The organism is Aneurinibacillus sp. UBA3580 (genome assembly GCF_002375825.1).
Classification (GTDB): Bacteria; Bacillota; Bacilli; order Aneurinibacillales; family Aneurinibacillaceae; genus Aneurinibacillus; species Aneurinibacillus danicus.
In genome coordinates this window covers 20,003-21,802 of record NZ_DFMZ01000001.1, presented here as the reverse complement: position 1 = coordinate 21,802, position 1,800 = coordinate 20,003, and the positions used below count along the sequence as shown (strand labels likewise).

The following is a 1,800-nucleotide window of genomic DNA, read 5'->3' as shown; positions in this document are numbered from 1 at the left end:
TCTTCCCTGGATCTTTTTTCCTCCCTCTTCTCCCTCTTTCTTCATGATTTTCACAGAAAAATAAAAAACCCCCAACCGAATGGCTTTCAGTTGAGAGTTAGTAGCAAATATCTTATGTAGACATGTATCCGTATGTACTTACTTCACAATACGCTTAGCTCCTACATAACGGCTTCCCCAATAATATTCGTCATTGACACTGCTGATAGATACACCGCGGCTGCTCGAAGAATGAATAAATTTGCCATTCCCGATATACATTCCCGCGTGCGTAACAGCGGCACGGCTTGAAGTTTTGAAGAATACCAGATCTCCCGTACGCAACTGCGAACGTGAAACAGGCTTGCCTTTGCTGTACATGGCGCTTGCGGTGCGGGGCAGAGTGATTTTTTGACTTTTGAATACATAATTCAGGAAACCGGAGCAGTCAAAACCGCCCTTTCCGGTACCGCCCCATTTATACGGCGCTCCCAATACGCTTTTTGCTTTCGCTACCAGAGATGATGTGTTGGCCGCAGATGCTTTTTCTGTTCCTACGGGCGCCAAAAGACTGCCCAACGCAATTACACCCGCCATTGCAACCATCAGAATTTTCTTATTTCTCATAGCCTAGTTTTACTCCCTTCGTGCCTACGAGGTTAGTTGACGGGTTAAGAGGATAAGGTCTCTTTCCGTATAAACGGATCCACCCCAGAGTAAATCGTCCCCCGCTTCGCATGATGCGAATTCGGCAAGTAAACATTTTTCTATTAATTGGCCACCTCTATAATAGTTCTGATGTCTTCTGTCTCTTTACAATAACGGTTTAAGTTTATCGAATTCTATCGAAAAAGAGAAGATTTCCAAGAAAATGTTCATAATTTAGACACATCTTAGTGAAATTTTCTGCAACCTACAAAAATACACTTTATTTTTTGTGAAAATCCTGAAATAAAGAAGGAAGGAGAGAAGAAAAAGGCATTCGCCTTTTTCTTCATTGATACGTAAATGATATATTTCTTTCTATCCACCCTGTTTGACTGTACGCCTTGGCGATGCCAAGTTGTTCAACTTCCTTCTTTGTCACTTCTTTCAGCGGCACGGACACCTCAAATTCCTCTTCAAATGGAAAAGAAGTAAGCTGCACGGTTTTCCGATCAAGCCAACGGGCGGAAATCTTCTCTTCTCCGTTGAAAGTGAACCGCTGCGGAAACCCGTTCCTGTACCAGGAAATTTCCTGCTCTTTTGCTATACCGGGTTCCTGAATACAAATATACAGGGAAAGATTATCGCAGAACTGCAAAAGCGTAAAATGGAAATGCAGAACAGCAGCCTCCTCTTCTCCGATGCCAAGCCGCTCCCTCAAACGCCGCTGCCGCGCTTGTTCGTCCCGTACATAGGAAAGTGCGGTCTCTTCGCTCGTTCCGTCAAAAAAAGACACATAATGCATACTGCAAAGAAGAGCCCCGTATGGACTTGTCTCTTCTACTTCATCTACTCCCTTTCGATAAAAAGACAGTTTAGGGACAAGGGGAAACTCAACAAATGAATACGGTCTTTTGTCTGCATCATTCCAGAACGGTGTATTATCTAAATCAATCCAGCCACGGTCATGCTGGCTAATCCCGTAAAGTACGTCCTCACGCTTGTCTTTACCAATAAAATAGCGTTCTCTCCATCGACGGGCTATCTCACCGGAAGCCAGCGCATGATGATGCTGAGCCACCATTACAAACTTTTCGCCCCGCTCATATACAATCATTCGTTCCTCTCCTTTGCGTCGTGTCTGTTTTTTATTGCGGTACGAAGGAAAAGAGAGAA

At 44.1% G+C, this 1,800-nt stretch carries 2 protein-coding genes and 1 riboswitch; both genes read right to left on the bottom strand.

What is annotated here, in order from left to right; translation table 11 throughout:
• Positions 1-138 precede the first annotated feature (138 nt).
• A complete protein-coding gene (locus B2899_RS00130) occupies positions 139-606 on the bottom strand; it encodes a C40 family peptidase (protein ID WP_246147209.1) in 468 nt (155 codons plus the stop codon).
• Positions 607-613: 7 nt separating this feature from the next.
• A riboswitch (cyclic di-AMP (ydaO/yuaA leader) is annotated at positions 614-743 on the bottom strand.
• Positions 744-973: 230 nt separating this feature from the next.
• Positions 974-1,800 (bottom strand): DUF3891 family protein (locus B2899_RS00125; protein ID WP_286883133.1); only part of this gene is annotated, 827 nt, incomplete at its 5' end.

Excerpts from the sequence above, each read along its gene's own strand:
- B2899_RS00130 (WP_246147209.1), bottom strand. The coding sequence starts at position 606 with ATGAGAAATAAGAAAATTCTGATGGTTGCAATGGCGGGTGTAATTGCG.